The sequence below is a fragment of the Bradyrhizobium glycinis genome, assembly GCF_016031655.1.
In the GTDB taxonomy this organism is placed as follows: Bacteria; Pseudomonadota; Alphaproteobacteria; order Rhizobiales; family Xanthobacteraceae; genus Bradyrhizobium; species Bradyrhizobium glycinis.
Genome location: NZ_JACCHQ010000011.1, coordinates 77,423 through 99,669, shown reverse-complemented (window position 1 = coordinate 99,669; position 22,247 = coordinate 77,423). Strand labels below are relative to the sequence as shown.

Annotated in this window: 21 protein-coding genes and 1 tRNA gene; 10 read left to right on the top strand and 12 right to left on the bottom strand. The window is 65.0% G+C overall.

All coding sequences use genetic code 11. The annotated features are described in order from the left end of the window. Positions 1 to 9: 9 nt before the first annotated feature. The 11 genes from nuoG to HZZ16_RS17850 all read right to left on the bottom strand — a co-directional run bounded on the left by nuoG (position 10) and on the right by HZZ16_RS17850 (position 11,201). Positions 10 to 2,085, bottom strand: a complete 2,076-nt coding sequence (gene nuoG, locus HZZ16_RS17900) for an NADH-quinone oxidoreductase subunit NuoG (protein ID WP_197950043.1) — start codon at positions 2,083 to 2,085, stop codon at positions 10 to 12. Between the two features lie 13 nt (positions 2,086 to 2,098). Further along, positions 2,099 to 2,308, bottom strand: coding sequence for a hypothetical protein (locus HZZ16_RS17895; RefSeq protein WP_197950041.1), 210 nt, complete (start codon positions 2,306 to 2,308; stop codon positions 2,099 to 2,101). Positions 2,309 to 2,312: 4 nt separating this feature from the next. Then, positions 2,313 to 3,638, bottom strand: coding sequence for an NADH-quinone oxidoreductase subunit NuoF (gene nuoF / locus HZZ16_RS17890; protein ID WP_183238902.1), 1,326 nt, complete (start codon positions 3,636 to 3,638; stop codon positions 2,313 to 2,315). A gap of 15 nt (positions 3,639 to 3,653) precedes the next feature. Continuing rightward, entirely contained in the window at positions 3,654 to 3,860 is a 207-nt protein-coding gene (locus HZZ16_RS17885) for a hypothetical protein (RefSeq protein ID WP_197950038.1), read from the bottom strand. Further along, positions 3,860 to 4,471, bottom strand: a complete 612-nt coding sequence (gene nuoE, locus HZZ16_RS17880) for an NADH-quinone oxidoreductase subunit NuoE (protein WP_061877839.1) — start codon at positions 4,469 to 4,471, stop codon at positions 3,860 to 3,862. Before nuoE ends, HZZ16_RS17885 begins: the two co-directional genes overlap by 1 nt. Before the next feature lie 12 nt (positions 4,472 to 4,483). Then, complete coding sequence (locus HZZ16_RS17875) at positions 4,484 to 5,476, bottom strand: FkbM family methyltransferase (protein WP_197950036.1); 993 nt, start codon at positions 5,474 to 5,476, stop codon at positions 4,484 to 4,486. Then, positions 5,476 to 6,672, bottom strand: a complete 1,197-nt coding sequence (locus tag HZZ16_RS17870) for an NADH-quinone oxidoreductase subunit D (RefSeq protein WP_197950034.1) — start codon at positions 6,670 to 6,672, stop codon at positions 5,476 to 5,478. Before HZZ16_RS17870 ends, HZZ16_RS17875 begins: the two co-directional genes overlap by 1 nt. Before the next feature lie 2 nt (positions 6,673 to 6,674). Continuing rightward, the gene (locus HZZ16_RS17865) at positions 6,675 to 7,286 is read right to left on the bottom strand and encodes an NADH-quinone oxidoreductase subunit C (protein ID WP_197950032.1); all 612 of its coding nucleotides are present in this window, start codon (positions 7,284 to 7,286) and stop codon (positions 6,675 to 6,677) included. An 11-nt stretch (positions 7,287 to 7,297) separates the two neighbouring features. Then, positions 7,298 to 7,888 (bottom strand): NuoB/complex I 20 kDa subunit family protein, encoded by a 591-nt coding sequence (locus tag HZZ16_RS17860; protein WP_036025347.1) that lies wholly within the window; start codon positions 7,886 to 7,888, stop codon positions 7,298 to 7,300. Further along, positions 7,879 to 8,244, bottom strand: coding sequence for an NADH-quinone oxidoreductase subunit A (locus HZZ16_RS17855; RefSeq protein WP_008136158.1), 366 nt, complete (start codon positions 8,242 to 8,244; stop codon positions 7,879 to 7,881). Before HZZ16_RS17855 ends, HZZ16_RS17860 begins: the two co-directional genes overlap by 10 nt. Positions 8,245 to 8,951: 707 nt before the next feature. Beyond that, on the bottom strand, positions 8,952 to 11,201 hold the full coding sequence (locus HZZ16_RS17850; protein ID WP_197950216.1) for a TonB-dependent siderophore receptor: 2,250 nt from the start codon (positions 11,199 to 11,201) through the stop codon (positions 8,952 to 8,954). A 374-nt stretch (positions 11,202 to 11,575) separates the two neighbouring features. Here HZZ16_RS17850 and HZZ16_RS17845 point away from each other — a divergent pair, with 374 nt between their 5' ends. The 5 genes from HZZ16_RS17845 (at position 11,576) to HZZ16_RS17825 (ending at position 14,749) form a co-directional block, all read left to right on the top strand. Next, entirely contained in the window at positions 11,576 to 11,779 is a 204-nt protein-coding gene (locus tag HZZ16_RS17845) for a hypothetical protein (protein WP_197950030.1), read from the top strand. 160 nt (positions 11,780 to 11,939) lie between these two features. Continuing rightward, positions 11,940 to 12,016, top strand: a tRNA-Asp gene (locus HZZ16_RS17840). Positions 12,017 to 12,217: 201 nt separating this feature from the next. Beyond that, positions 12,218 to 12,547 carry an HU family DNA-binding protein gene (locus HZZ16_RS17835; protein ID WP_157283547.1) on the top strand — a complete coding sequence of 110 codons (330 nt, stop codon included), beginning with the start codon at positions 12,218 to 12,220 and terminating at the stop codon, positions 12,545 to 12,547. 97 nt (positions 12,548 to 12,644) lie between these two features. Then, positions 12,645 to 13,895: a peptidase T gene (gene pepT / locus HZZ16_RS17830; protein ID WP_197950028.1), complete on the top strand. Its 1,251-nt coding sequence runs from the start codon at positions 12,645 to 12,647 to the stop codon at positions 13,893 to 13,895. 17 nt (positions 13,896 to 13,912) lie between these two features. Beyond that, positions 13,913 to 14,749, top strand: a complete 837-nt coding sequence (locus HZZ16_RS17825; RefSeq protein WP_246510192.1) for an alpha/beta fold hydrolase — start codon at positions 13,913 to 13,915, stop codon at positions 14,747 to 14,749. A 17-nt stretch (positions 14,750 to 14,766) separates the two neighbouring features. Here HZZ16_RS17825 and HZZ16_RS17820 read toward each other — a convergent pair whose 3' ends face one another. Next, positions 14,767 to 15,657 carry a hypothetical protein gene (locus tag HZZ16_RS17820; RefSeq protein WP_197950026.1) on the bottom strand — a complete coding sequence of 297 codons (891 nt, stop codon included), beginning with the start codon at positions 15,655 to 15,657 and terminating at the stop codon, positions 14,767 to 14,769. Positions 15,658 to 16,016: 359 nt separating this feature from the next. Between HZZ16_RS17820 and HZZ16_RS17815 the strand changes: the two genes are divergently transcribed. From HZZ16_RS17815 to HZZ16_RS17795, 5 genes are all read left to right on the top strand, one after another. Next, the gene (locus HZZ16_RS17815; protein WP_197950024.1) at positions 16,017 to 16,247 is read left to right on the top strand and encodes a hypothetical protein; all 231 of its coding nucleotides are present in this window, start codon (positions 16,017 to 16,019) and stop codon (positions 16,245 to 16,247) included. 120 nt (positions 16,248 to 16,367) lie between these two features. Next, the gene (locus HZZ16_RS17810) at positions 16,368 to 16,730 is read left to right on the top strand and encodes a hypothetical protein (protein ID WP_197950022.1); all 363 of its coding nucleotides are present in this window, start codon (positions 16,368 to 16,370) and stop codon (positions 16,728 to 16,730) included. Positions 16,731 to 16,786: 56 nt separating this feature from the next. Beyond that, positions 16,787 to 18,061 (top strand): divalent metal ion exporter subunit IhpA, encoded by a 1,275-nt coding sequence (gene ihpA, locus HZZ16_RS17805; RefSeq protein ID WP_197950020.1) that lies wholly within the window; start codon positions 16,787 to 16,789, stop codon positions 18,059 to 18,061. Further along, complete coding sequence (gene ihpB, locus HZZ16_RS17800; protein WP_197950018.1) at positions 18,058 to 19,035, top strand: divalent metal ion exporter adaptor subunit IhpB; 978 nt, start codon at positions 18,058 to 18,060, stop codon at positions 19,033 to 19,035. The genes ihpA and ihpB overlap by 4 nt, the downstream gene beginning before the upstream one ends. After that, positions 19,028 to 22,246 (top strand): efflux RND transporter permease subunit, encoded by a 3,219-nt coding sequence (locus HZZ16_RS17795; protein ID WP_197950015.1) that lies wholly within the window; start codon positions 19,028 to 19,030, stop codon positions 22,244 to 22,246. Before ihpB ends, HZZ16_RS17795 begins: the two co-directional genes overlap by 8 nt. The last annotated feature ends 1 nt before the right edge of the window (position 22,247 follow it).

Below are 22,247 nucleotides of genomic sequence, written 5' to 3'. Positions count from 1 at the left end.
AGATCACGCTCACTCTGCTGCGGTCAGCATCTGCCCGGAGGCGAGGCGCGAGCATTCCGCCATCACGGCGGACGCACGCGCGATTGGGTTGGTCAAATAGAAGTCCTCGACCAGAGGCTTGAACGGCGCCTTCTCGGGCGAGCCGCCCTTCCCCGCCAGCTTCTTGACCTGGTCGGCCGAGCCGGCCTCGATCTGGTCGAGACGGATCAGATGCGGCACGGCCTTGAACACCGCCTGGCGCAGCTGCGCAAGCGAGTCGTAGCCGAGCTTCTTGCCGAGCGCTTCCGACAGCGCGCGGATGATCGCCCAGTCCTCGCGGGCCTCGCCCGGCGGGAACGCGGCGCGGCCGGTCATCTGCACGCGGCCTTCGGTGTTGACGTAGATCGCGGACTTCTCGGTGTAGGCAGCCGCCGGCAGGATGACGTCGGCGCGGTGTGCGCCGCGATCACCGTGGGTGCCGATATAGACGACGAAGGTGCCGTCCGGGGCCTTGATCTCGTCGGCGCCGAGCAGGAACAGCAAGTCGAGCGTGCCGAAGGTCGTCATCTGCGCGGCATTGAGGCCGCCGCTGGTTGCGGCAAAGCCGATGTCGAGCGCGCCGACGCGCGAGGCGGTCTCGTGCAGCACGCCAAAGCCGTTCCAGCCGTCCTTCACCGCGCCGACATCGAGCGCGAGCTTGGCGGCGGCTGCGAGAATGGCGGCGCCGTCGTGACGGGCGGCCGCGCCCGCACCGACCAGGATGATCGGGTTCTTGGCGTTCTTCAGCACGTCCATGAAGGAGTGCTTGCCGGCGGCGAGCTCACCCAGCGTCTCGGTGCCGGCACCGAGATGGTCGTAATCATAGGTCAGGTCGGCCTTGGCACCGATCACACCGACCTTGAAGCCGCCGGCGCGCCAGCGCTTGCGGATGCGGGCGTTGAACACGGCCGCCTCCTTGCGCGGGTTCGCGCCGATGATGAGCAGCGCGTCGGCCTGCTCGATGCCGGCGAGCGTCGGGTTGAAGATGTAGGAGCCGCGGCCGAGCGCGGGATCGAAGGCATCGCCGCCCTGCACCGCCAGATTGCTCGAGCCGTACTTGGCGAGCAGGTCCTTCAGCGCGAACATCTCCTCGACGCCGGCGAGATCACCGGCGATTCCGCCGATGCGCTTGCCGTCGGTGCGGGCCGCCTTGGCGGCAATGGCGGCGAAGGCCTCGGGCCAGCTCGCGGCGCGCAGCTTGCCGGCCTCGCGGATATAGGGCCGGTCAAGACGCTGGGTACGCAGGCCGTCGACCACGTGCCGGGTCTTGTCCGAGATCCACTCCTCGTTCACGGCCTCGTTGATGCGCGGCAAGATCCGCATCACCTCACGGCCACGGGTGTCGACGCGGATCGCAGAGCCAAGACCGTCCATGACGTCGATCGACTGGGTCTTGCCGAGCTCCCACGGGCGCGCCGCGAAGGCATAGGGCTTCGAGGTCAGCGCGCCGACCGGGCAGATGTCGACGAGATTGCCCTGCAGTTCCGACGTCAGCGCGTGCTCGAGATAGGTCGTGATCTCCATGTCCTCGCCGCGGCCGGTGGCGCCCATCTCGGGCGCGCCGGCCACTTCCGCCGAAAAGCGGACGCAGCGCGTGCACTGGATGCAGCGGTTCATCGAGGTCTTGACCAGCGCGCCGAGATATTTGTCCTCGACCGCGCGCTTGTTCTCGGCGAAGCGGCTGGTATCGACACCATAGCCCATCGCCTGGTCCTGCAGGTCGCACTCGCCGCCCTGGTCGCAGATCGGGCAGTCCAGCGGATGGTTGATCAGAAGGAACTCCATCACGCCTTCGCGTGCCTTCTTCACCATCGGCGACCGCGTCGAAATCTCCGGCGGCTCGCCCTTGGGGCCCGGACGGCAGTCGCGCACGCCCCAGGCGCAGCTCGCGACCGGCTTCGGGCCGCCCTTCACCTCGACGAGGCACATCCGGCAATTGCCGGCGATCGACAGCCGCTCGTGATAGCAGAAGCGCGGAATCTCGGCGCCGGCCGCCTCGCACGCCTGAAGCAGCGTGTACTCGGCGGGGACGTCGATCTCTTTGCCGTCGATGATGAGCTTGGTCATAGACTCAGTTCTCTCAATGCGTGGCGTCGGTCAGTTCGAGGCGTCTCTCGATCCTGTCGACGCGAATCTCCAGCCGGTCAAGTCGGCGGTTCACTCCGGCCAACCCCTCCTCCACCGCGGTCACGCGCACCTTCAGATCCTGCAGATCGTCTGCCATCCTCTCGGTTCGCTGATCGATCTTGCGGAGCAAGGCGAGCACGATGCTGTCGGGTTCGTTGGCCATTGTCCTACTCCGCCGCGACCATGTTCACGGGATCGCGGACGCCGATGTCGTCGACATCGGCCTTGTGCGAATATTGGTCGATGCGCGCTTCGATCTCGTGACGGAAGTGCGTGATCAGGCCCTGGATCGGCCAGGCCGCGGCGTCGCCGAGCGCGCAGATGGTGTGGCCTTCGACCTGCTTGGTGACCTCGAGCAGCATGTCGATCTCGCGCTTGTGGGCGCGGCCTTCGGCCATGCGGGTCAGGACGCGCCACATCCACCCCGTGCCCTCGCGGCACGGCGTGCACTGGCCGCAGCTCTCATGCTTGTAGAAATAGGAGATGCGGGCGATCGCACGGATCAGGTCGGTCGACTTGTCCATCACGATCACGGCGGCGGTGCCGAGGCCCGAGCGCAGCTTGCTCAGGGAGTCGAAATCCATCGGCGTGTCGATGATCTGCTCGGCCGGCACCATGCGCACCGACGAGCCGCCGGGGATCACGGCCTTGAGGTTGTCCCAGCCGCCGCGAATGCCGCCGCAATGCTTGTCGATCAGCTCACGGAACGGAATGCCCATGGCCTCTTCGACATTGCAGGGCCGCTCGACATGGCCGGAGATGCAGAAGAGCTTGGTACCGACATTGTTCGGCCGGCCGATGCCGGCGAACCATGCCGCGCCGCGCCGCAAGATATCAGGCGCAACGGCGATGGACTCGACGTTGTTGACCGTGGTCGGGCAGCCGAACAGACCGACGTTGGCCGGGAACGGCGGCTTCAGCCGCGGCTGGCCCTTCTTGCCCTCGAGGCTTTCGAGCAGCGCGGTCTCCTCGCCGCAGATATAGGCGCCGGCGCCGTGGGCAACGTAGAGGTCGAACGGCCAGCCGTTGACGTTGTCCTTGCCGATCAGCTTGGCTTCATAGGCCTGGTCGATCGCGGCCTGAAGGCGCTCGCGTTCGCGGATGAACTCGCCGCGGACATAGATGTAGCAGGCATGCGCGTTCATCGCGAAGCTGGCGATCAGGCAGCCCTCGACCAACAGATGCGGATCATGCCGCATGATCTCGCGGTCCTTGCAGGTGCCGGGCTCGGACTCGTCGGCGTTGACGACGAGATAGCTCGGCCGGCCGTCGGTCGATTCCTTCGGCATGAAGGACCACTTGAGACCGGTCGGGAAGCCGGCGCCGCCGCGGCCGCGCAGGCCCGACGCCTTCATCTCGTTGATGATCCAGTCGCGGCCCTTGTCGATGATATTCTTGGTGCCATCCCAGGCGCCGCGGCGCCGCGCCCCCTCGAGCCCCCAATCGTGGAGGCCGTAGAGGTTCTTGAAGATGCGGTCCTTGTCCTCGAGCATATCAGTGCTTTCCGATCAACGATTGGACTGCTTGTAGGCAAGTCCGGCGGCGCAGATGCCAAACGTCAGCGCCCAGAGCGAAGCCGATTCCAGCGATGCGTTCAGGCCGAAGCGCTGCAGCAGGAAGATGAAGGCGGCCGCCACCACGGCGTGCATCGCGATGAAGCCCCACTTCTTCATGCCACCGCTCCCCTGCGCTACCGACGAAGCGAGATCACGCATCAGGTGGTCTCCTTCAGCGTGGTCGGCCCGGTGATCGGCGCCGAGAACTGGCGGCCGTTCTGCGGACCGGGCTTCGGCGGATTGCCCGAAGCGAAGCCATCGAGCACCTTGCCGAAGCTTTCCTTGGTCAGGTCCTCATAGGTGTCCTTGCCGATCAGCACCATCGGAGCGTTCACGCAGGCGCCCAGGCACTCCACCTCTTCCCAGCTGAAATTGCCGTCCTTGGAGAGATGGAAGGGCTCGTGATGGATGCGGTGCTCGCAGACGTGGATCAGGTCCTCGGCGCCGCGCAGCCGGCACGGCGTGGTGCCGCAGACCTGGACGTGGGCCTTCTTGCCGACCGGGGCCAGCTGGAACATGGTGTAGAAGGTCGCGACTTCCAGCACGCGGATATAGGGCATGTCGAGCATGTCGGCGATGACGCGGATCGCGGCTTCGGACACCCAGCCCTCGTTCTGCTCCTGCGCGCGCCAGAGGATGGCGATGACGGCGGAGGCCTGGCGGCCGGCGGGATATTTCGCGATCTGCTGCCGGGCGAATGCCAGGTTCTCCTCCGTGAACGCAAAGCTCGCGGGCTGGACTTCCTTCGGTGCTAATCGGCGAACGGACATCTCTTCAATCTCTCACTGCATGCGGCGCGCGGACTTGGCATTCAGATTTTTGGCATTCAGGTTCTTGGCGTTGAGGGCTTCGATCCTGTCCTGCCAGAATGCGCTTGCGGTGCCGAAGACGTTGTAGCCGACGTGGGTCGAGACCTTGATGCGATCGAGGATCGACAGCTCGGTCACGGTCTCCATGCGGTTGCTGCGCGGATCGAACACGATCAGCTTCAGCGGGGTCTGCTCGAGGATGAAACGCGACACGGCATGAGAACGGTCGCTGCCGTGCTCCTCGCACATGATGACGCTGTCGGCCTGAAGCAGTCGTGCCCCGCCCTTGATCGCCTCGATCTCGACGCCCTCGACGTCGAGCTTGATCAGGTACTTGCCGGTGGCCGCGACCTTGCCGTCCTCGATCAAATTGTCGAGCGCGATCACCGGCACCTCCTCGCCTCCCGCCGACTGATCGCCGGCGATGCTGAAGGCCTCGTGCTTGGTGCCCGACAGACGCGCGGTGCCGCGCGCCGCGCCGATGGCGCATTTCATGGTCTCGAAGCGGCCAGCGTTGATGCGGGCGTTGTTGGCGAGCTTCGAATAGTTCTGGCCCGACGGCTCGATCGCGATCGCCTTGTGCGCGCCGAACGGCTTGCTCGAGACCAGCACCGACCAATAGCCGTAATTGGCGCCGCAATCGAGCAGCGTGTAGTCGACGTCGATGGAGTTGGCGAACAAGAGCTCGAGCTCGTCCTCGTAAATGTAGGAGCGGTTGAGCAGCTTGCTCCAATAGCCGTCGCCGTAAGGGAACTCGAACACGGCGTCGGGATTGAGCCTGATCGCGATGTTCCGCTCGGGCAGCGTCTTGCGCAGCAAATTCGCGCAGGCGATGTAGCCCATATGCGAGAAGTGCGAGGAGATCTTCGATCCCGTCACCAGCGCCAAGGCAGCCGTCCGCTCCCACAGGTTGGCCCCTTCAAGGGCCCCCGAGGCGCGGTCAAACTGGATTGGCGCCTGCGCCATCACCGATCGACCTCTCCGAACACGATGTCGAGCGAGCCCAGGATCGCCGAGACGTCGGCCAGCAGATGGCCGCGGCAGATGTGATCCATGGCCTGCAGATGGGCAAAGCCCGGCGCGCGGATCTTGCACTTGTAGGGCTTGTTGGTGCCGTCAGCGACGAGATAGACGCCGAACTCGCCCTTCGGCGCCTCGACCGCGGCATAGATTTCGCCGGCCGGCACGTGGACGCCTTCGGTGTAGAGCTTGAAGTGGTGGATCAGCGCTTCCATCGAGCGCTTCATCTCGCCGCGGCGCGGCGGCGCCACCTTGTTGTCCTCGACGACGACGGGGCCCTTGCCGTCGGGCGCGTTCAGCTTCTGGATGCACTGCTTCATGATGCGCACGGACTGGCGCATCTCTTCCATGCGGATCAGATAGCGGTCGTAGCAGTCGCCGTTCTTGCCGATCGGGATGTCGAAATCCATCTCGGCGTAGCATTCATAGGGCTGCGACTTGCGCAGATCCCAGGCCGCGCCCGAGCCGCGCACCATCACGCCGGAGAATCCCCACTCCCAGGCTTCCCTCAGCGGCACCACGCCGATATCGACGTTGCGCTGCTTGAAGATGCGGTTGGCAGTGAGCAGCCGGTCGAGATCGTCCACCACCTTGAGGAACGGATCGCACCAGGCCTCGATGTCGTCGATCAGCTTCTGCGGAAGGTCCTGGTGCACGCCGCCGATGCGGAAATAGGCTGCATGCATGCGGCTGCCCGAGGCGCGCTCGTAGAACACCATCAGCTTCTCGCGCTCTTCGAAGCCCCACAGCGGCGGGGTCAGCGCGCCGACGTCCATCGCCTGCGTGGTGACGTTGAGCAGATGCGAGAGGATGCGACCGATCTCGCAATAGAGCACGCGGATCAGCTGGCCGCGGCGCGGCACCTCGATGCCGAGCAGCTTTTCGGCGGCGAGGCAGAAGGCGTGCTCCTGGTTCATCGGCGCAACGTAGTCGAGCCGGTCGAAATACGGGATCGCCTGCAAGTACGTCTTCTGCTCGATCAGCTTCTCGGTGCCGCGATGAAGCAGGCCGATATGGGGATCGACGCGCTCGACCACCTCGCCGTCGAGCTCCAGCACAAGGCGCAGCACGCCGTGCGCCGCAGGATGCTGCGGACCAAAGTTGATGGTGAAGTTGCGGAGATTCTGCGGTTGCTCGTTCATGATCAGCTCTTCGGCCCCGCTTTTTCGTCCCCCGGCAGCGGATAGTCCGCCCCTTCCCACGGCGACAAGAAGTCAAACTTGCGGAATTCCTGGCTGAGCCGGACCGGCTCGTACACCACCCGCTTCTCCTGGTCGTCGTAGCGGACCTCGACGAAGCCGGTGAGCGGGAAATCCTTGCGCAGCGGATGGCCCTCGAAGCCGTAATCCGTGAGGATGCGGCGCATGTCGGGGTGGCCGACGAAGAACACGCCGTAGAGGTCGTAGGCCTCGCGCTCGAACCAGTCGGCGCCGGGGAAGACGTCGATTAGCGACGGCACCTGCGTGGTCTCGTCCGCTTGCGCCTTGAGCCGGATCCGCGCGTTCAGCGTCGGCGACAGGAAGTGGTAGATCACGTCGAAGCGCTTTTCGCGATCCGGGTAGTCGACCGCCGTGATGTCGGTGATGTTGACGAAACGGCAGTTCGGGTCATCGCGGAGGTACTTGACCACCTCGACGATCCTGGAGACCTCGACGTCCACGGTGAGCTGGTTGAAGGCCACCGAGTGACCGGTCGCGGCGCCCGGAAGCGCGCTAACGATCGTCTGCCCCAGGGCGTCGAGCTTGGCGTCGTCCATGACGTAAAACCTTAGCGTTCGATGGTGCCGGTGCGCCGGATCTTCTTCTGCAGCAGCAGCACGCCGTAGAGCAGCGCTTCCGCCGTGGGCGGGCAGCCCGGCACGTAGATGTCGATCGGCACGATGCGGTCGCAGCCGCGCACGACCGAATAGGAATAGTGATAATAGCCGCCGCCATTGGCGCAGGAGCCCATCGAGATGACGTAGCGCGGCTCGGGCATCTGGTCGTAAACCTTGCGCAGCGCCGGCGCCATCTTGTTGGTCAGCGTTCCCGCCACGATCATCACGTCGGACTGACGCGGCGAGGCACGCGGGGCGAAGCCGAAGCGCTCGACGTCGTAGCGCGGCATCGACACCTGCATCATCTCGACCGCGCAGCAGGCAAGACCGAAGGTCATCCACATCAACGAGCCGGTGCGCGCCCAGGTGATGAGGTCATCCGTCGCGGCCACGAAGAAGCCCTTGTCGGACAGCTCGGAATTGACCTCGAGGAAAAACGGATCATTGGCCCCGACCGGCTTGCCGGTCGACGGATCCAGAATGCCCTTGGGGGCCGGTGCGATCACCGGACCTGCGGACTGCGTAGCCGGGTTCAATCCCATTCGAGGGCCCCTTTCTTCCATTCATAGGCGAATCCGACCGTCAGCACGGCAAGGAACACCACCATGGACCAGAAGCCGGTCGCGCCAAGCTTGCCGAACGCCACCGCCCAGGGAAACAGAAACGCCACCTCGAGATCGAAGATGATGAAGAGGATGGCGACGAGATAGAAGCGGACGTCGAACTTCATGCGGGCGTCGTCGAAGGCGTTGAAACCGCACTCGTAGGCCGACAGCTTTTCGGGGTCCGGCTGCTGGAACGCCACGATGAAGGGCGCGATCAGCAGCACGAGGCCGATGAGGCCCGCTACCCCTATAAAGACGACGAGTGGAAGATAGTTCTGCAGAATGCCGCTCATGGGCGAGCCCTTTTTCCCGCAGCCTCGGGACAGCCACGGATTCGTCCGATTTGGAATTATTCTGAGCCTTAGCGCAGTGCACCAATGGGCGCAAGACACGCTGTTTTCAGGCCCTTTGCCGCCCCCAGAACGGTGAAAATCCCGGAATCACCCCGCGCTGGTATGGAGCAGATCGCCATGGCCAGCAAGGGCTGCCACGGTCTCGCAGGTCAGCCGTTCGGGCATTGCGGCGCTCGCGCCGAGGCAGCTATTCGCTGTGCGCTGACCGACCAAAATGCTCAGGTTTTGGTGCGGCTGCGCACCCGGCCCCGGCAATCAGCGCCGCAGGGGCAACTTCTCCGTTGTCGCGGCGACATAGTTTGCTGATGGCCCTCCAAGCGGGCGTGGCCAGGACACCAATGCTGGTGCCGCCGCCTCAGGTGCAGGAAAGACCTGTCCACAGCTCAGAGTATCAGAGGAGCCATGCGTCATCACAGGACCGGGGCTCGTCCGTCGAATGTGCCCGCGATTGGCTCCAAGCCGGCCGCGGGCACGGCGGCGGCGACCTGCTGGTCGCGCGCGCCGCGCTCGGATGAGCTTCGGGCCGGGGGCATGGCCCGCGAGCTCATCGTGACGGCGGATCAGCGGACGCCCAGGCGGAGCCGAGCGAACGTCACGATTAATTGCGCTTGGTTCCCAGAGCCTTCCGGCCCTGCCCTCGCCCCTCCTCACCATTTGTAGGAGACGCTGGCGGTGACGCGCCGGCGGTCGCCGTAGAAGCAGGCGGTGGGAGAAGAGCAGCTTCCCACAAAGGTCTTATCAGTGACGTTCGACACGTTGAGCGCGTATCGCCAGCCCTGCCATTCGTAGTGAACGGCCGCATCGCCCAAGAGATAGGCCGGGACCTCCAGCGTATTCATGTTGTCGGCGTAGGATTTGCCGACATAGCGGATGCCGCCGCCGAAACCGAGCCCGGCCAGGGGGCCGGATTGGATGGTGTAGTCGGCCCAGCCAGAGGTGAGCTGGCTTGGCGTGTTGGTCGGCGCCTTGCCGATCAGTGCGCTGTTGAGGTCGCGGCTCACGAAGATGTCGAAGACGGTATGCGACGCGATTACCTTCAGCCCGGGCATAACGTTGGCCACGGCCTCGAGCTCGATGCCGCGCGAGGTTACCTGCCCGGTCTGCACCGACAACAACGCATTGTTCGGGTCGGTGGTCAGCACGTTGTCGCGCTTGAGGTCAAACAGCGCGACACCAAAATGACCGTCGAAGCCGAGCGGTTGGTACTTCAGGCCGACTTCCGCCTGCCTTGCTGTCTCCGGCAGATAGAGCTGATTGAGCGTGAAGTTGGTGCCGATGATCGGATTGAAGCTCGTCGCGTAGGAGACGTAAGGAGCAATCCCATTGTCGAAATTATAGATCAGACCGGCGCGGCCAGAGAACGCACTGTCGTTCCGCCCCATGCTCGAGCCGATATGGTTGTCGTTGTCAGTGTCAACCCAATCGTTGCGACCCGACAGCACCAGCGTCAGCCGGTCAAGCCTGATCTGATCCTGCGCGTACACGCCGACCTGCCTTTGGGTCAGCGTGGCGTTCTGATACGGGGCACCGGCGAAGCGTGCGGTGGGCGTATAGGTCGGATTCAGCAAATTGAGCGGCGTTGCCGCGCCAAAGCCCTGCCAATCGTCGATCTTGTAGTGTTTGAGGTCCACACCGAACAGCGATGTGTGCTGCAGCGGGCCGGTCGCGAAGCGATACTCGACTTGATTGTCCAGATTGGCCTGATTTGCAATGCCGTGGGTTAGGAAGTTGCCCCGGTTGAGGTTTGCCGCGGCAGGCGTCGTCAGGTAGCCGAGGCCGTAAAGGGTCGAAAGGGTTACGTCGACATGTGCAAAGCGCGCGTTTTGCCGCACAGTGACGTTGTCAGAGAGATTTCGCTCAAAACGGTAGCCGATCATTTCCTGCTCCCGCTGGAAGGTGTCGACGCTCGGATCGCTGGCGAAGAGGCTGGTCGGAATCTTTCCCCAGGGCGCATTCACGACCGTGCCGACATAAGGAAGGAAGTTGAGGCTGCGCGTCTCGTACTTGGATGCCGACGCTAAGACGGTGAAAGACGTGTCTTCATCGGGCTTCCAGGTAAAGGACGGCGCGATGAAGTAGTTGTTGTCCGGCGTGAAATCGACCTGAGTGCCGCCGCCCTTGACCTGCCCGATCACGCGGTAGAACAGCTTGCCCGGTTCGGTCGCGGTTGCAACGGGACCACCAAAATCGAACGACAGATAAGTGTTGCCGAAGTTATTGACGCCAGCCTCGAGATAGCGGACTGGCTCGGCAGGCGGCGTTTTCGAAATGGCGTTCACGATGCCGCCCGGATTCGATCCGCCGTACAGGACCGCCGAGGGCCCGCGCAGGATCTCAACGCGTTCTAGGTTGAACGGCTGCAGCTTCCAACTGGCGTAAGAGGTATAGAAAAGCTGCAGTCCATCGAGGAACAGGCCGACATCTTCGGCCTTGAATCCGCGAATTTGGAACCAATCGTTGCGGTTGTCGGCGCCGTAGGTTTCTCCGTGAATGCCGGGCGAGTAGCGCACGATCTCGTCGAGCTTGTTCGGCTTCTGGTCGCGGATCTGCTCGGCGCCGATCACCGATACCGCCTGCGGTGTCTCCATGATCGGCGTGTTGGTCTTGGTGCCCGACGAGCTGCGGCCGGCGACGTAGCCGTTCACCGGCCCGCGCGGCGTTTCCACGAAGCCAACTTCGCGCCGTGGCTGCGGCCTGTTCCTGGCGGGGGTCTGTACCGAGGTCCGCGTCACGCGGCGCTGAGGGGACGTGGCGGCCGCGCGGCGGCGCGCTTCCGGCGCCGTCACCGTGACCGACGGAATGTTCTGCGCGCCACTCTGCGTGGAAGTTTGTGCAAGCGATGCCTGAGGCATCAAGACCCAAGCGGATGCGGTCGCCAACACGGCCGACCGCAACATTCCAAGACTGTTCAACGCGCCACCCCAAAGCTGCATGTTCGATGCATCATGCCGCCTGTTCCCCGACGGCATGCGCTTGTGGTGACGCTTATGTGAGGGCGCGCGATTTCCCTAATTGAAAGCTTCTTAGAAAGACTCTTAGAAGTACTCCAGCGTTTGGACCGCTCTACATGAGCTTAGCTTCCGCCGCGTCGAAGACGTCCTCACTCCGGATCGACGTGCCCGCCTTGGGGCAACCGCCTCCACCTAACTCCGGACGAGCCCCGCCAAGCGGCCGATGAAACCATTTTGCGGAACCCGCGAAACCATCCGGAAACAGATGGCGCCTAGAAGATGAGCCCATAGACGGCGGCCAAGCCCGTCGGGAGGCTCAGATGAACCACTCAATTCATTCTGCTGATCGTGCGACCCACCTGAAGATCGTGGTGGTGGCGCTGGTGGCCGGCATTGCCGTGGCCGGCCTCGGGATCGCGGCCCGCACCCATGCCGATTACAGCCAGACTGCCCAGTCCACCCACGTCATTAAGGCCGGCAAGCCGGTGGTGGTGACCAGCGCTGGCACGTCCGAGATTCGCTGATGCCTGTCCTTTTGGGCTGACAATTGGCCGCCGCCGGGCGGCCTTTTTGGTTTTCCAGAGCAATGCTTAGCGGGGATGCCCTGGGGAAGCGCAACGTCCTTGACTTCACCATGTCCCCCCTTTAAGTCCCCCCTCGTTCCGCGCGCGTCCAGCGAACCACGCGGGAGTAGCTCAGTTGGTTAGAGCGCCGGCCTGTCACGCCGGAGGTCGCGGGTTCGAGCCCCGTCTCTCGCGCCATTTTTGGCAATCCCCTCATCAGCTTAGCCCGAACTTCTCGACGCCTTTCACGGCTCCGCGCGCAATTTCTGGCCGCCATCGGGAACTCTCGGCATAGTCAGCCCGCGTCCGAATCGTCTACGCCTGGAAGGACTTAGAGGGATGCCCAAATCATCTCGGCTTTTCCGGGACACCCTGTCATTGGACGATAGGAGGCCAGACATGGCTAAGAAGGATCCGGCCAAGAAGGATTCGGCGAAGAAGGCAGCCGCGCCCGCCACCATCACGCTCAAGCACCTCGCCGCCGACATTGCCGAGCGCCAGGATGTCTCCAAGAAGCACGCTGAGGCGGTGCTGACCGACATGGTCGATCTGATCGCCAAGCACCTCAAGAAGGGCGACCGGGTCCGCATCGTCGGCCTCGGCATCCTCCAGGTCCGCAAGCGCGCCGCCCGCACCGGCCGCAATCCGTCCACCGGCGAAGCGATCCACATCAAGGCCACCAGGAAGGTCGCATTCCGCCCGGTGAAGGAACTGAAGGAGGCGATCTGAGGCCACCTACCCCTGAGCCGAGCCCGTTCCGGCCGCATCACGGCCCGCTTTTCTGATATACCGCCAGCTTCCCGAACACCCGGCGGTTTGACCAGAAATGTCCTCCCTCTCCTTTTCGCATACCGTGACCGAACGCTTCCTGCGCTACGTCACCATCGATACCCAGTCCGATCCGGCATCGCCCAGCTCGCCGTCGACCGAGAAGCAGAAGGATCTCGGCCGCGTGCTCGCTGCCGAGCTGCGGGCCATGGGCGTTGTGGACGCGCATCTCGACGATTACGGCTACGTCTACGGAACGATCCCCGCCAATACCGACAAGAAGGTGCCGGTGATCTGCTTCTGCTCGCACATGGACACCTCGCCCGACGTCACCGGCAAGGACGTCAAGCCACAAATCGTGAAGAACTATCGCGGCGGCGATATCGTCCTGCCCGGCGACACCAGCCAGGTGATCCGCTTCAATGAGCACCCGGCGCTGAAGAACCAGATCGGCAACGACATCATCACCACTGACGGCACGACGCTATTGGGCGCCGACAACAAGGCCGGCGTTGCCGAGATCATGGATGCCGCGCATTTCTTCCTCAACAACCCCGACGTGAAGCACGGCACCATCAAGATCCTGTTCACGCCGGACGAGGAGATCGGCCGCGGCGTCGACAATGTCGACCTGAACAAGCTGGGCGCCGATTTCGGCTACACGATGGACGGCGAGAGCGCCGGTTGCGTCGAGGACGAGACCTTCTCGGCCGACGGCGCCACCATCACCATCAACGGCGTCAGCGCCCATCCCGGCTACGCCAAGGGCAAGATGGAGCACGCCATCAAGATCGCCGCCGCCATCATCGAGCGTCTGCCGAAGGAGGGCTGCTCGCCCGAGACCACGTCAGGCAAGCAGGGTTTTCTGCATCCGATCGGCATCGACGGCGCGCTCGAACAGGCGACGCTCTCCTTCATCGTCCGCGACTTCACCGAGGAAGGGCTGAAGGAGAAGGAGGCGCTGCTCGAGGGCATCGTCAAGGACGTGATGAAGGACTATCCGCGCTCGACCTACACGTTCGAGGTCAAGGAGCAGTACCGCAACATGAAGCAGGTGATCGATCGTCACCCGCACGCGCTCGAATACGCCATCGAGGCGATCCGCCGCGCCGGCCTGCGCCCGATGCGCACTGCGATCCGCGGCGGCACCGACGGCTCGCGCCTGTCCTTCATGGGACTGCCCTGCCCCAACATCTTCGCCGGCGAGCACGCGTTCCATTCGCGGCTCGAATGGGTCAGCCGGCAGGACATGGAAAAGGCGGTGGAGACCATCGTGCATCTGGCGATGATCTGGGAAGAGAAAGCCTGAAGCGCGACGAGACTGGAATGAATCATCACCGCGCTTCCATGCAATACATCGTATCCGGCCGTGCCAGCCTTGCGACAGAAGTGGCGGGGGACGGCCCTGCCATCGTCTTTCTTCATGCCAATGTGTGCGACCGACGCATGTGGCGCGCTCAATTCGATGAATTCAGCGCCACGCACAGGGCGGTCGGGTATGACCGACGCGGCTTCGGCGAAACCCGCGCCGAGCCCGAAGACTTTTCCGCGCTCGCCGATCTCGTCGCAGTGCTGGAGGCGACCGCAGGTGGCGAGCCCGCAATCCTCGTCGGCTGCTCTCTCGGAGGGCGCATCGCGCTTGATGCCGCCGTTCGGCACCCCTCGCGCGTTCGTGCGCTGGTTCTGATCGCCCCCAATGTCGCAGGTGCACCCGATCCGGTCTATCCCGCCGACATCGAGACACTGATGATGCAATGGAAGGAGATCGAAGCGTCAGGTGATCTAGATCGGATGAACGCGATGAAGGCGCGGCTCTGGCTGGACGGACCACGGGCTGCCGAAGGTCGCGTTGGCGGTCAAGCTCGCGACCTGTTCCTCGAGATGAACGGCATCGCACTCCGCTCGCCACCTTTTGGATCGGACATCGACATCAGACCCTTCTTCAACCGGCTTCATGAGATCGTAGTGCCGACCCTCATCATCTGGGGTGACCTCGATTTCCCCCATGTGCAGGACCGCTGCCGTCATCTCGTCACGGCAATTCCGCGCGCGGAAGGCCGTGAAGTGCATGATGTGGCCCATCTGCCCAGCCTGGAGCGCCCGCCGGAGATCACAGCTCTCGTTGCCGAGTTCGTTCAGCGACATGCGGGGGCGGACGGATAGTCCACCCCCCGGTTGGCCTACGGCACCGGCATTGCGCGCGGATTGCGATGGAAGCGGTTGGCGCTCGCCATCCAGTTCGGCAACGGTGCTCCATCACGATGCCGGCCGCCGGCAACGGCTGCAGCCCAGGCCACCGCGGCGCCGATCAGGGTCGCGGCTGCGACCGAGAAGGCCACGATGATCGAGTTACGTCGCGCCCGGTTGATGGCCGTCTTCGAGGCTGCGATCAGCGTATCAACCCGCCGCTCGGACTCGGGGGCCGCCAGTCCCGTGACGGCGGCGACCTGTTGCACGAGATAGGCTCGGTCATCGGTGCTGACGCCGCTGTGGCTGGACGACGTCATCAGGATACGTCCCGCTTCCGCCCGCGCTTCCCTCAGGTCGGTGTTCGGTGCGCGGCGCGGCGCGCGGAACAGCTTGTCGAGCTCGTAGCTCAACAAGGGCTCGGCCGCCGAGGTGTTGTTCGCCGAACTGCGCATCGGCGAACGGTCGATCGCGGCAGCGCCGAGAAGCGCCAGCAGAGCCGCGCCGGCCAGGACCGCCAGCGCCCAGGCAGTCAGGCCATGGAGTCCGTCCCGCCGCTCGCCGTCATCCGCGATGGTTGTGAGCGCGGGCTCGGGCCGGGTGGTCCGGCCGGCGACGTAACCGCCGAAGCCGAAGCTTACGATCGCCTGGATGATCAGATACAGCCCGGAAAGCAGCGCCAGCGCCGCCGAGGCATCGCGCCAGCTCGGCGAGGCCGAACTGACACCGAGACCGATCGCGACACCAAATCCGATCAGGATGAACGACATTGCACTCGCAGCAAGCGCGCCCGCGAACACCGAGCTCCACTGGATGGTTCGAGGCGCCTCGCCTGCCAGGCCGCCTTCCATGACCTCTTCCCGCATCAGAGTTTCAACCGTCATCGCGGCGCACTCAGCGCAGGCCGAAGAACGACAGGATCGCCATGATGACGACGATCAAGCCGATCAGATAGATCAATCCGTCCATAGTCCGTCCTCCTCAGTTCTTCTGCTCGCTAATCGCGAGGTATGAGGAACGTTCCAAATTGGACAGATCGCATGGAACGAACTTGGAAGATGGGGGTTGTCTGTCCAAGCCCTAGGGATAGAGATTGTGAGCACATGAGGCCCCAGCCGGCTCGTCCGGCTGGGGCCTTTCCGCGTTGCGGCCGGCTCGTCCCCTCCTGTCGTATGTTAACGACGCCGGAGCCGGGATCATCAATGATGCGATCAGGGCGGGACCTCCAGATCAGGAGAGGCGCGTGGACCGCAGAACGGCGTGCCTGCATCAGGCGAATGCATTCCGGGAGAAGGCCCTCGCCGATCCCGAGCACCACGACCAATGGATCGACGAAGCCATCAAATGGCTGGAACGGGCGATGGAAGCGAGCTGTCACGCCGTTATCACCATGGAAGGCGACTGTGGCAGCGAAGCTCCGGCCTCCACGATCGAAGCCGTGGCGCCACTTCGGCGCGTCATTGTCCGCCAGTGAGAGGCGCTAGTAGCGCATGCGCTGCTGCGGCAATTGTTCCAGGAACGTAACAATGTTGCGGGTCGACACTGTTCCCGCACCCATGCTAGGCCGGGCACAGACCGCAACCAGAGTGACCTCGTGCTCGCAAACCGCCGGCCCTCAGGATCCTGCCGCTCGCGTTTCCGGCGCGGGCTGCTGTCCGTACTGATCGCGGCGGTCTATCTGCTCGCGGGCGCGCTGCACGGCGCGCACGACATCGACGTCACCACGCCCCGCGGCGGTTCGGAGATCGCCGCGGTCCTCGATGGCGCTTCCAGCCATGGCGACCACAAGGCCACCGGCGGACATCATTGCCACGGCTGCTTCTCGCTGACGGTGGCACAGCCGGCACCGTCGACCGCGGCGATCGCGCTCGTGTCGGCCCCGAGCCCGCAACAGGCCCCCCGCCTCGCCGGAATTGTGCCCGATACCGACTCTCCCCCTCCCAGACCTATTGCCTGAACGGATTGGTCCGGCGCCCCCGCGCCCATTAGGTTCATCCTTCACAGGTCGATTTCATGTTTTGCAGGGGAATGGCCGCGCGCCTGGCGTGCGCGGCAGCGTGCCTGATTGCAGCATCGACGCTTGCACCGGCTCACGCCCAGACTTTGACGATGCGGAGCGCGCTGTCGCGCGCGCTGGCGGCGAGCCCGCGCCTGACGGCAGCCGAGCGCGATGTCGGCATCGCCACGGGCCAGCGCATCCAGGCGGGCGCCCTGCTCAACCCGGAACTGTCCTATGAACAGGACGATTCATTCGGCTCCGGCAGATATCGCGGAACGCGCTCGGCCGAGACCACGCTCCAGATCAGCCAGGCCTTCGAGCTGTTCGGCAAGCGCGACGCACGGATCGCGGCCGGAGACGCCGGCGTCGAGGTCGCCGCGATCCAGCGCAAGGCGATCAGGCTGGAAGTGCTGTCGGAGACCGCGATCGCCTTTCTCAGCGTGCTCGGGGCGCAGCGGCGCATCCAGATCCTCGACGAGCAGATCGCCGCCATCGACCGGCTGACACCGCTTTTGCGCCGCCGTGTCGAGGCCGGCGCGTCCTCGCCGGCCGAGACGGGCCGCGCCGAGGTCGCCTCCGCCCTGGTGAAGGCCGACCGCGAGCGCTTCAAGGCGACGCTGGCGAGCGCCCGGCGCGAGCTTGCGGTGCTGATGGGCGATGCGTCCGCGAAATTCGGCGAGGTGTCCGGCCGGCTCGACACCATGGGCAAGCCGCCAACCTTCCAGTCGGTGGTTGCCGCCATCGATGCCAATCCGCAGCTGGTGCGCTGGACCGCGGTCTACGCCCAGCGCAATGCCGAGCTCTTGTTGGCGCGGCTCAAGCCCTATCCCGACGTGCGGATCGCGGCCGGCTGGCGCCACTTTAGCGAGACCAATGACGATGCGGTCCGGCTCTCCGTCTCGGTGCCGATCCCCGTGTTCGACCAGAACCAGGGCAACATCCTCTCGGCCCAGGAAAGCCTCGCCAAGACCAAAGCCGAGCGCGAGGCCAACCGCAACGCGCTGATCGTGATCGCCGGCCGCGCCTACGATTCGCTCCAGGGATCGCTGCGCGAGCTCGCGGTGCTGCGCGAGACCGCAATCCCCAAGGCCGTCGAGGCCTCCGAGGCGATCTCTCAAGGCTACGGCCAGGGCCGCTTCACCCTGCTCGAAGTGCTGGACGCCCAGGCCAGCGTCACCCAGGCGCGGCTGCGCGAGCAGGAGGCGCTGCAGAATTTTCACGCCGGCGTCGCGACCATCGAAGGTCTCGTCGGCAATCCCTTTACGCTGGCGCGGGAGAGCGCACGATGAAGATCTCCTCCACCGTTCTCGTGGCCGTCATTGCCGCTGCGCTCGGCGCTTACGGCTATTCCCTGCTCGCGCCGGCGAAGCCTGTGCACAGCGAGCATGCCGAGCATTCCGTACAGAAGAAGCCGAACGACCATGTCGAGCAGGACGAGCACGGCGCCGACCGCATCCGCATCTCCGACGTCAAGCTGGCGGCCGCGGGCGTCACGCTGGCGGAAGCCGCGAGCGCCACACTGACCGACACGCTCGCCTTCAACGGCATTCTGCGCGCCAACCAGGAAGCCGTGGTGCAGGTGACGCCGCGCTTTCCGGGCCTCGCCAAGTCGATCCAGAAGCGGATCGGCGACAAGGTCGCCAAGGATGATCTGCTCGCCGCGATCGAGAGCAACCAGAGCCTCACCGTCTACGAGCTGAAGGCGCCGATCGCCGGCACCATCGTCGAGCGGCAGATCTCGCTCGGCGAATACGCCTCCGAGCAGAAGCCGGCCTTCGTCGTCGCCGACCTCTCCACCATCTGGGTCGACCTGTCGATCTACCGGCAGGATCTCCGCCGCGTCCGCCTCAATGACGAGGTGCTGATCGATCCCGACGACGGCCGCGGCGAGATCAGGGGCACGATCTCCTACATGGCGCCGATTGGCAGTAGCGAGACCCAGACCGCGCTGGCGCGTGTGGTGCTGCCAAATCCGGACGGACGCCTGCGGCCCGGCCTGTTCGTCACAGCGCGGCTGATCCTCGCGGCGCGCAATGTCGCGGTCGCGGTGCGGCGCAGCGCGATCCAGACGCTGGAGAACAAGACCATCGTGTTCGTGCGCGAGGACGGCGACAAGATCGAGGCCCGCCCGGTGGAAACAGGGGATTCCGATCCACGCCACGTCGAGATCAAGGCCGGCCTTGCGGCCGGCGAGCATTACGTCGCGGAGAACAGCTTCGTCGTGAAGGCGGAGATGGGCAAGGGCGAGGCCGAGCATGATTGAGCGCCTCATCGCCGTCTCGCTGGCCCAGCGCTGGCTGGTCCTCCTGCTCGCGCTCGGCGCCGTCGCTTTCGGCGCCTGGAATTTCCAGCGCCTGCCGATCGACGCGGTCCCCGACATCACCAACGTCCAGGTCCAGATCAACGCCCGGGCCCCCGGCTATTCGCCGCTCGAGACCGAGCAGCGCATCACCTTCCCGGTCGAGACCGCGATGGGCGGCCTGCCCAAGCTCGACTACACCCGCTCGCTGTCGCGCTACGGCCTCAGCCAGGTCACGGTCGTGTTCAAGGACGGCACCGACATCTACTTCGCCCGCCAGCTCGTCGGCGAGCGCATCCAGCAGGCCAAGGACCAGCTGCCTGTTGGCGTCGAGGTCGCGATGGGCCCGGTCTCGACCGGCCTCGGCGAGATCTTCATGTACACCGTCGAGGCCAAAGCGGGCGCGAAGACGCAAGGCGGCCGCGACTATTCGCTGACCGATCTGCGCACCGTGCAGGACTGGATCATCCGGCCGCAGCTTCGCAACGTGCCTGGTGTGATCGAGGTCAACACGATCGGCGGCTTCGAGCGGCAATTCCACGTGCTGCCGGATCCCGGCAAGCTGATGGCCTACCGGCTCGGCTTTCGCGACGTGATGACGGCGCTCGCCGCCAACAACGCCAATGTCGGGGCCGGCTATATCGAGCGCAACGGCGAGCAATATTTGGTTCGCTCGCCGGGCCAGGTCGGCACTATCAGCGAAATCCAGGACATCGTCATCGGCTCGCGCGGCGGCAATCCCGTCAGGATCAGGGACGTCGCTGCTGTCACCGAGGGGCGCGATTTGCGCACGGGCGCTGCGACGTGGAACGGCGAGGAGACCGTGCTCGGCACCGCCATGCTGCTGATCGGCGAGAACAGCCGGACCGTGGCCCGCCGCGTCGCGGCCCGTCTGGAGGAAATCGCCAAGTCGCTGCCCGAGGGCGTCGTGACGCGGACCGTCTACGACCGCACCGACCTCGTCGAAGCCACCATCCGCACGGTCAAGAACAACCTGCTGGAAGGCGCGGCGCTGGTGGTGGCCGTGCTGTTCCTGATCCTTGGCAACATCCGCGCCGCGCTGGTCACAGCCTGCGTCATTCCGCTGTCGATGGCGATGACCATCACCGGCATGGTCGAGGCCAAGGTCAGCGCGAACCTGATGAGCCTTGGCGCAATCGACTTCGGCATCATCGTCGATGGGGCCGTCATCATCGTCGAGAATTGCCTGCGCATGCTGGCGGCGGCCCAACGCGACAAGGGCGGCCTGCTGACGACCTCGGAACGGCTGCGCGCGATCCTGCGCGGGTCGAGCGAGGTGATCAAGCCGAGCCTGTTCGGAACGCTGATCATCGCCGTGGTCTACCTGCCCGTGCTGACACTGACCGGTGTCGAGGGCAAGATGTTCACGCCGATGGCGCTGACCGTGCTGATGGCGCTCGGCGCAGCCGTGCTGTTCTCCATCACCTTCGTGCCGGCGGCCGTCGCCATCTTCGTCACCGGCAAGGTGTCCGAGTACGAAAACCTGTTCATGCGGATGGCGAAGCGCGCCTACCTCCCCCTGCTCCGTTTTGCCATCGACAATCGGGCCGTGGTCGCGGTGATGGCCGTGCTCATCTTGACCGCGAGCGGAATCGCCGCCGCGCGGATGGGCGGCGAGTTCATTCCGAGCCTCGACGAAGGCGACGTCGCATTGGCTTCGATCCGGATTCCCGGCACCAGCCTCACGCAATCCCTCGACCTGCAGAAGGCGCTGGAAAAGCGCATCAAGCAGATCCCCGAGGTGAAGGAGTTCTTCACCCGCATCGGCACCGCCGAGATCGCCACCGACCCGATGTCGCCGGCGCAGACCGATGGCTACATCATGCTGAAGCCGCGCACCGAATGGCCCGACCCGGGCAAGCCGAAATCGGAGGTGGTCGAGACCATCGAGCATGCTGCAGACGAGATTCCCGGCAGCGCCTATGAAATCTCCCAGCCGATCCAGTTCCGCGTCAACGAGCTGATCTCGGGCGTACGCACCGATATCGGTGTCAAGATCTTCGGCGACGATCTCGACATCCTGCAAGGCGCCGCAAGACAGGTGGAAGCCGCAATCCGCGGCATCCGCGGGGCAAGCGACGTCAAGATCGAGCAGGTCGCGGGCCTGCCGATCCTCACCGTCCGTCTCGACCGCCAGGCACTCGCCCGCTACGGCCTCAGCGTCGCCGAGGTGCAGGGCATCGTCGAGATCGCGGTCGGCGGCAAGTCGGCCGGCAAGCTGTTCGAAGGCGATCGCCGCTTCGACATCGTCGTGCGCCTGCCCGAGCACCTGCGCGGCAATCTCGAGGCGATCCGGGCGATCCCGATCCCGCTGCCGCCCGGTGAGGACGCGGCAATCAGCGGCGCCGTTCGAACGACGCTAGCCAGCTCTCCGCTCGCCCAGATGCGCTACGTGCCGCTGTCGTCGGTCGCCACCGTCGATGCGACGCCGGGGCCGAATCAGATCAGCCGCGAGAACGGCAAGCGGCGCATCGTCGTCACCGCCAATGTCCGTGCGCGCGACCTCGGCTCCTTCGTCGCGGAGGCCGAGGCCGCGGTGGCCGAGAAGGTCAAGCTGCCGCCGGGTTACTGGATCGGCTGGGGCGGCCAGTTCGAGCAGCTGGTCTCGGCAACCAAGCGGCTGACGATCGTGGTGCCGGTGGCGCTGCTGCTGGTGTTCCTGCTGCTGTTCATGGGCATGGGATCGGCGGCGGATGCGGCGCTGGTGTTCTCCGGCGTGCCGTTGGCGCTGACCGGTGGCGTCGCCGCGCTGCTGCTGCGGGACATCCCGCTATCCATCAGCGCCGGCGTCGGCTTCATCGCGCTGTCGGGCGTTGCCGTGCTCAACGGCCTCGTCATCATCGCCTTTATCGAGCGTCTGCGCAGCGAGGGACGCTCGGTCGCGGAGGCCGTGCGCGAGGGCGCGCTGACGCGGCTGCGTCCAGTGCTGATGACCGCGCTCGTCGCCTCGCTTGGCTTCGTGCCGATGGCGCTCGCCACCGGCGCCGGCGCCGAGGTGCAGCGGCCGCTCGCGACCGTGGTGATCGGCGGCATCATCTCATCGACCATCCTGACGCTGCTGGTGCTGCCGGCGCTCTACACGCTGTTCCGCCGTGACGTGGCACACGAAACGCCTACAATGGCCCCTGATTTGGCGGCGTCCGCGGAGCGCTAGG